At 66.0% G+C, this 7561-nt stretch carries 7 protein-coding genes; 4 read left to right on the top strand and 3 right to left on the bottom strand.

All coding sequences use genetic code 11. The features are described from left to right. Window positions 1-398: glycosyltransferase (locus tag AAGI46_14125; protein MEM1013344.1), on the top strand; the 398-nt coding region annotated here is incomplete at its 5' end. A gap of 3 nt (window positions 399-401) precedes the next feature. On the opposite strand, the gene AAGI46_14120 is transcribed toward AAGI46_14125, so the two are convergent. The 3 genes from AAGI46_14120 to AAGI46_14110 form a co-directional block, all read right to left on the bottom strand. Beyond that, window positions 402-2222, bottom strand: a complete 1821-nt coding sequence (locus AAGI46_14120) for a glycerophosphodiester phosphodiesterase family protein (GenBank protein ID MEM1013343.1) — start codon at window positions 2220-2222, stop codon at window positions 402-404. Between the two features lie 87 nt (window positions 2223-2309). Then, window positions 2310-3191, bottom strand: a complete 882-nt coding sequence (locus AAGI46_14115; GenBank protein MEM1013342.1) for a trypsin-like serine protease — start codon at window positions 3189-3191, stop codon at window positions 2310-2312. 167 nt (window positions 3192-3358) lie between these two features. Beyond that, window positions 3359-4744 carry a sulfatase gene (locus AAGI46_14110; protein ID MEM1013341.1) on the bottom strand — a complete coding sequence of 462 codons (1386 nt, stop codon included), beginning with the start codon at window positions 4742-4744 and terminating at the stop codon, window positions 3359-3361. Here AAGI46_14110 and AAGI46_14105 point away from each other — a divergent pair. From AAGI46_14105 to AAGI46_14095, 3 genes are all read left to right on the top strand, one after another. Further along, on the top strand, window positions 4743-5618 hold the full coding sequence (locus tag AAGI46_14105) for a sugar phosphate isomerase/epimerase family protein (protein MEM1013340.1): 876 nt from the start codon (window positions 4743-4745) through the stop codon (window positions 5616-5618). The two genes, AAGI46_14110 and AAGI46_14105, sit on opposite strands and share 2 nt — an antisense overlap. A gap of 569 nt (window positions 5619-6187) precedes the next feature. Next, window positions 6188-7057 carry an ABC transporter permease gene (locus AAGI46_14100; protein ID MEM1013339.1) on the top strand — a complete coding sequence of 290 codons (870 nt, stop codon included), beginning with the start codon at window positions 6188-6190 and terminating at the stop codon, window positions 7055-7057. After that, window positions 7057-7561: ATP-binding cassette domain-containing protein (locus tag AAGI46_14095; protein MEM1013338.1), on the top strand; the 505-nt coding region annotated here is incomplete at its 3' end. The genes AAGI46_14100 and AAGI46_14095, both read left to right, overlap by 1 nt.

The raw sequence follows: 7561 nt of genomic DNA, 5'->3' as shown, positions 1-7561 counted from the left end.
TTGGCAACGACCTCCACATGCCCGGGGCGATCTACGAGGACCAGCAGGTCGCGCCCTGGTTCCTGACGGCGGCCGCGTCGGGGGCGTTCTGCTATCCGAACAACATCGGGCTCAGCGTGCTCCACGCGTTCGGCTACGGCTGCGCGGTCGTCACCGGCGACGACGTGGCGGCGCAGAACCCCGAAATCGAGGCCCACCGCGACGGCGAGAACGGCTTGCTGTTCCGACGCGGCGATCCGGACGATCTGGCAGCGAAGCTGACGTCGCTCTTCCGCGACGCCGACCTTCGTCAGCGGCTGTCAGTCGAGGCACGCAAGACCGCCGCGGAGGTCTTCACGCTCGACAACATGGTCGACGGCTTTGTCGCCGCGATTCGCCGCGTGACGCAGGACGGATAAGCGTCAATCGAACCAGCGGGCTTTGAAGGCGATTAACGCCTGTTCGACGGCAGTCTCGTCGGACCAGGCCTCGATGGCGGTGGTCGCGATGTCGACACGGTCGGTGATGAGGCCGTCGACGCCGAAGGCGAGGAAGCGGCGGACGGCGTCGGCGTCGTTGACGGTCCAGACGTACACGTCGATGCCGGCATCGTGCAGGCGGTCGAGCGTGCGTGGCTTGGCGGCAGACTGCCCGATGGCAACGAAGTCGATGTCGAGCCTGGAAAGGTCGCCCAGGCTCGTGGCAACCGTCAGGCCGACCGGAATGTCAGGAGCCAGCTCGCGCGTCTGTCCGACACCCTTGGCGTCGAGGGACATGACCAGAACACGCTCGCGGAGGTCGAGCTCGTCGACCACGCGAACGACGGCGGGCACGAGCTGGTCGTCGAAGCCGTAGTACTTCAGCTCGATCAGCACGCGGGCATCCGGCGCGACGGTCTCCAACGCCTCACGAAGCGTCGGCATGCGTTGATCGCCGTCGGGACCCAGCGGCACCGACATCAGCTCGGCGGCCGTGGTGTCGGCAACCTTGAGACGCCTGCCGGCCAGCCGCATGAGGTCGGCGTCGTGGACGACCATCACAACGCCGTCGCTGGACCGCTGCACGTCGAGCTCCACGACGTCCGTCCCGGCCTTCGTCGCGTCGGTGAAGGCCAGGAGCGTGTTTTCCGGTGCACGGTCGACCGTGCCGCGATGCGCGATGATGAGGGGTGCTGGCCGTTCGAGTGTCTGCACGCCGGCGGCGAGCGTGGTGCCGACCGCGACGATCAGCGTGATGACGCCTGCCGCCCAGACGACAAGGCCGTTGCGCCAGCGAAGCAGTGGGAAGTCGATGATCTGTCCGCCGTCGTCGTGGAGGGTGACCTCGCGACCGAGTCGGCTCGCGAGAAGGGCCAGCAGCGTGCCGAACACCGAAACCAGCAGAATGCTGACGCCGATCGCGACCATCGCCTGAAACACTGCCGCCGCGGCGACAAGCAGGACCGCGAACGTCGACGGCGGGACGAGAGACGTGCTGGCGACGATCCCCCCGGTGACAAGTCCGGCGGCGACTGCGATGCCAAGGGCGACGAGGGCGAAGCCGACCAGCAGCCTCGCGACCGCGTTGCTGCGTCCGCCGGTCAGCCGCCAGCTCTCGCGGATGGCTGCGAGCGGAGCGACTTCCTCGAAGAGCGTGATCGGTAGCGACAGACAGACGCGGGCGATGGCGAACAGGCAGGCTCCGGCGGCGATGACCACGCCGACGATCACACCGACAAGCGACCACCAGAACGTCGGCGGCCGCTCGGCCAGGTAGAAGTTGATGTCGACGTCGCTCGTCAGAATCGGCCACGCGGAAGCCAGCGCGATGATCGAACCCGGCAACGCGGCCAGCACGAGCACGCCAATCAGCACCGCCGCCAGCTGAACGAGCCTCGGCCCGAACCGCACCACCGTCCAGAACCGTCGCAGCAGCGGACCCTCGCCGCCGACGATCACCAGAACGCCTGTCAGCTGTGAGAAGCGTGTGGCGAAGAAGCTGACCGCGACGAGGCAAGCCAGAGCAACTCCGCTGAACGAGATGAAAAACCCGACCAGGTCCGTGTTGCTCACGGCCACGCGGTCTTCCGACGTGATCAACCGCCGGCCCGTCCACGCCAACACCGGCGAGAGCGTCACCAGCAGCAGGGCATCGACCGCGACGTGCATGATCGCCATCGACCGCCACCGCTGTCGCACCCGACGGAGCACCTTGCCGGCCAGGGCGCGCGTGTCGACGGTGATGTCATCGGAGTGCGGCGTCACGTCGTCTCGCAGCAGGCGCGGGAAGCGCCTGCTCGAGCGGAGCATACCGAATCAACGCGTCGCCTCAGACGACGGCGACGTCGGGCGTCAGCGTCGCCGACGGGCGAGGATCAGGCCGGCCGAGGCGAGGGCGAGGGCGCCGCTGGGCTCGGGAATGAGCGTGAACTGTCCACCGAAGGCTTCGATCTGCGTGCGGTAGGGCTGGACGCCGGTCCACCACGAGATATCGCCGTAGACGCTGTTGAACGTCGTCCCGCCCGAAAGCACGCCAGCGACGAGCCACTCGTCGCCGATGTTGACGAGCAGCGGCCCGCCCGAGTCACCGGGGGCGGTCGTCGCCTCGAACTCGGTCGGCGTCGGATCGCTGCCGGAGATCGTGTTGTTGAAGAACGAGCCGTTGTCGAAGTCGGTCGAGAAGATGTTCGACGTGAATGAGCTGCTGCTACCCGGGGCTGTGCCGTAACGGTCGATGACGTTGGTGCCGCCCCAGCGACGGTCGTCGCCGGTGAAGCCGTGGCCGCTGCTGCCGACGCCGTTGAAGCCGTAGCCGAGCGTGGCTGCGACCTGTCCGACCAGGCCGACCGTCTCGTCGATGATGCGGAGCGGGGTGGCGACGCTGCTCGGAACAGGCGAGGAGAGCCGCGCGATCGTGACGTCGCCGCCGTCGAGCAGGCTGCCGAAGCCGTCCGGATTGCTGACGCTGGTGACCGTGCGAATCAGGTCGGGGCTGTTGACGTTCGTGCCGAATCGAACCTGATCGCCATTGAAGATGCCGCAGTGACGTGCAGTCAGGATGACGTCGGGTGCGATCAGCACGCCCGTGCAACCGTCGACCCAGACGACCGCATCGAACGCGTCGTCAGAATCGGCAAAGGCCCGTGAACCGGAACCACCGATGTCGTCGCGAATCGTAATGGCCGAGGCCGACGGCACCGCCGACCAAGCCGCGCAACAGACACCCGTGGCCAACAACAGCTTTGATTTCAACATCTCATCTCCCAAGGTCTCGAACAATCCGGCAACCATGCATGATCCAGATCGGCGCATGCACCAGTGCGTGCGGCGACCCCGAAAACGTACAGGGCGAGCGAGCAAGTGCAAGCCAATTTGTCGCCTAGCGCAAAAACCACCGCGACTCACGGGGCGGGATCGCCGGTCTGCATGGTGATCGTCGGGCTGGTCGGATGAGGATCGGTCCTCGGATTCATCGCAAGCTCCCGCGGTGCGTGGACCGGGCCTTTCAAAAGCGGATCGTCCGTCCGCCGCATCCACGCCGCCAGCGATTCGCGGTGCGACTGCAGCGTCTGGTCGTGCGTCGAACGGTCGGCCAGGTTGTTGGCCTCGTGCGGATCGAGCATGAGGTCATACAGCTGCTCGCGCGGCACATCGCCAGACAGGCCGCCGTGGGCGAGGAGGACGTCTTTCGAGATCGACGGATCGATGTTCGGCAGCACCGGCTTGCTGAAGTCGTCGTCGAAGTAGCGGATGTACTTGTACTGGGCCGTCCTGACCGATCGCTTCGGCTCGTACGCGGCGTGGTAGGTGACCTCGGCGAACAGCTCGTCGTGCAGTGCGTCGGGCTGTCCAGCGTTCAGCGAGCCGTCGCACAGCGGAACCAGTGACTTGCCTTCCAGCCAGTCCGGCGCATCGAGCCCGGCGACGTCGCAAATCGTCGGGAAGAGGTCAAGGTGCTGCGTCGCCGCGTCGACCACCTTCCCGCCGCGGAAGGGCGAGTCGTTCGGCCCGCGCACGATCAGCAGGACGCCGGTGCCGTGATCGGTCAGCGAGCACTTCATGCCCGGGTACGCGATGCCGTGGTCCGTCGTGACGATGAGCAGCGTGTCATCGGCCAGGCCTGCTGCGGAAAGGGCGTCGATGATCTGGCCGTAGTACGCGTCGAGCCGTTCGACCGCTTGGCCGTAGTCGGCAAAGTCGCTTCGGATCGCCGGATGATCCGGCAGCGGTGCGGGGACGGAGACGTACCGCGGATCGCCGGCAGGGGAGTTCTCGCCGTTGTGCCACTGCAGCTCTTTGCCGCTGGTCCGGTGCGTCTCGCTGAACCCGACCTCCAGATAGAACGGCCCGTCATCCGGCTTGCGACCCTCGAGCCAGGCGAGCACCCGATCGATCTTCCCCTCGCCGGCCTCGGGATCGAGATGGACGTCAAACGGCACGACGTCGTCGCCTTCCTTCTCACGCCATGGCGAGACGTGCTGCACGTCTGAATGAGCTGTCGTGTATCCGTGCCCGGCCAGCGTCGGCGCGAGGTGCTTCTGCGGATCATTCAGTCGAAACCCGCGATGACACAGGCCGAGCATGCCGCACTGGTGGGCGTAGGTCCCGGTCAGCAGTGCCGCGCGACTCGGCGAACACGTCGGGGCGTTGCAGAACGCCTTGCGAAACAGAACGCCTTCCTCGGCTAGCTTCTGCAGGTGGGGCGTCTTGAGCGCGTGGCCGAACGGCTGGATGTACCGGCCGGTGTCGTGGGAGTTGAGGTAGACGACGTTCGGGCGATGGCTCATGGGCGATGGACGGGACGCGAAGGTACTCTTTGGACGCGAGCGACGAAAGGCACCATCGTCGCCCAACACCACCCGCCCCAACGCCATGCCACGATTCGGAATCTGCGGAACGCCTGACAAAGCCGACCTCGCCACCGAGGCCGGCTTCGACTACGTCGAACTCCCCGCCGGCCGACTGCTCGACCCACGGGCCGACGACACTGAAAGCCACCTCCAAACGCTCCGCGGCCTGGGCAATCGCGCACGCATCTTCAACATTTTCATGCCCGGCGACCTCGTCGTCACCGGCCCCGATCGCGACGAGGCAGCACTGCAGACGTACCTGGCCGGTCTGTTCGACAATCTGCACGAGCTCGTCGCAGAGACCATCGTCTTCGGCAGCGGCAAGGCACGCATGGTCCGCGACGGCCAGAGCCGCGACGAAGCGTGGCAGCAGATCACCGACCTTCTCCAGATGGCCGCACCGCATGCCGAAAGGTCGGGCGCGATGATCGTCATCGAGCCCCTCCGCTCGGCCGAGTGCAACATCCTGAACACCGTCGACGAGGCGATGCGGATGGTTCGCCAGCTCGATCACCCGCACGTCCAGTGCCTCGTCGACAGCTATCACCTGTGGGAAGAGGACGAGGCCGTCGACCACATCGTCGAGGCCGGCGGGGCGATTCGCCACGTCCACGTCGCCGACCCCGGCACCCGGGCGTCACCGGGCCTCGACCGCACGCACGACGATCGCTATGACGCCTTCTTCCGTGCCCTGCACACCATCGGCTACGACAGCGCGATTTCCGTCGAAGGCCGATCCGACTGGCAGCCCGACGAACTCGCGGCCACCCGAAGCTTTCTTGAGAAAGCATGGACTGACGCAGCCAGTTGAGTCACCACCGCCGCCATCCGCACTTCCATCGCAGCCAATCCGTCGCACAGGCCCGCCTTCAAATTGCTTGCATCGACCCCGCGCGTGCAGCATGATCCCGCCCCAGGCCGGCCAACGCCGACCCGCCGAAGTCCCGCCAAACCCCGGCTGCTTCGGCCCAAAGCCGCATTGACCCGCCCCACGGGCACCACCACGGTGCACCGACAGGGGCGAAGCCCGAAGTGATCGACCCTTTCACGCTTGAAGCCGCGGGCCGCCGCACCTCGCTAGTCGTTCAGTTGCAAGACGCCGACATCGTCCTGCTTGCAGTTCCGGTCACTCGCGATGTAGTAAAACACCCGCTGCAGATGTTCATGTTCCGCCACCATCACATCCCGCGCGGCGAGCACCTTATCCCGATGCCGGCCAGTTGAGCATGCCGAACGACTTACTCGACGTCTTCTGCAGCCAGTGGAAAACTGCTTGAACGACGCCCCGGACACGATGTTCTCCGAGTGACGACCGACGCGGCCTCTATCCCGACCGCCATGGAGCGAGAACGGGTGTCTGAACCCTCGGGTGAAGCTGGAGTGAGTGATCTTTCACTCCGCGAGGTCACCTACGCCCCTGGCAGCGGCCTCGCTGACCCCGGCCGCCTGGCAGCAGAGATGTGGCGGGACCTCAAGGCCTCCCGCGGCCTCGCTTGGCGGCTGGTCGTTCGCAACCTCTCCGCGCAATACCGCGGGGCTGCTCTGGGATGGATTTGGGCCTTCCTGCCGCCACTCGCCGCTGCGGGAACGTTCATCATCCTCCAGTCGACCGGCGTCATTGAGACGAGCCCGGCCTATGGCATGCCTTACCCCGTCTTCGTCTTCCTCGGAACGATTCTCTGGCAGTCGTTCGTCGATTCGGTCCAGAAGCCGCTGCAGATCGTCAACGCCTCGCGAGCGATGCTGACCAAGATCAACTTCCCCCGCGAGGCACTGCTGCTCGCGGGCATCGGCGAGGTGCTGTTTAACACGCTCGTCCGGTTTAGCCTGCTGGTCGGCGTGATGATTGTCTTCACGACGGCCCCCGCCTGGACCGCGCCGCTCGCCTTGCTCGGCTTCGGCACGCTCATCATGATCGGCACGATGATCGGCGTCCTGCTCACCCCGCTGGGCATCTTATACAAGGACATCCAGCAGGCGATCACAATGCTGATGGGCTTTCTGCTCTTCCTCACCCCGGTCGGCTGGGCCGTGCCGCAAGGTAATGACGCCGGCGTTCGCGGCAGCGTCGAGTTCCTCAACCCCGCCGCCGCGCCGCTCATGGCCGCCCGCGATTGGCTCATCGTCGGCTCGACCCCCTACTGGCCGCACACGCTGGTCCTGCTCGTCATCGCCAGCGGCTTGACGCTCGTGGGTTGGGTGCTCTACCGCCTCGCCATGCCGATCATCATCGAAAGGATCGGCTCCTGATGAGCGATCCCCACCCCGACGTCCTCATCAAGGTCGACGGCGTCGGCAAGAAGTTCTGCCGCGACCTCAAACGCTCGCTTTGGTACGGCGTCAAGGACCTCGCCGCCGAAGTCACCGGCCGGCCCGGCGAGCGGGACAACCTGCGTCGCGACGAGTTCTGGGCCGTCGACGACGTCAGCTTCGAAGTCCGCCGCGGCGAATGCCTCGGCCTCATCGGCCACAACGGCGCCGGCAAGAGCACCCTGCTCAAGATGCTCAACGGCCTCATCAAGCCCGACCGCGGCTCCATCACCATGCGTGGCCGCATCGGCGCCCTGATCGAACTCGGCGCCGGCTTCAACCCCATCCTCACCGGCCGCGAGAACGTCTATGTCAACGGCAGCGTCTTGGGGATGACCAAGAAGGAGATCGACCGTAAGTTCGACGCCATCCTCGACTTTGCCGAAATCGAAGACTTCATCGACGCCCCGGTTCAGACCTACAGCAGCGGCATGAAGGTCCGCC

It is taken from the genome of Planctomycetota bacterium (genome assembly GCA_038746835.1).
Lineage (GTDB): Bacteria > Planctomycetota > Phycisphaerae > Tepidisphaerales > Tepidisphaeraceae > JBCDKH01.
The sequence above is the reverse complement of the archived record's forward strand: the minus strand, read 5'-3'. Positions and strand labels throughout refer to the sequence as shown.

What these genes read in the sequence shown, in the direction of transcription:
- AAGI46_14110 (MEM1013341.1), bottom strand. Translation starts at nt 4,744, where the DNA reads ATGAGCCATCGCCCGAACGTCGTCTACCTCAACTCCCACGACACCGGC.
- AAGI46_14105 (MEM1013340.1), top strand. Translation starts at nt 4,743, where the DNA reads ATGGGCGATGGACGGGACGCGAAGGTACTCTTTGGACGCGAGCGACGA.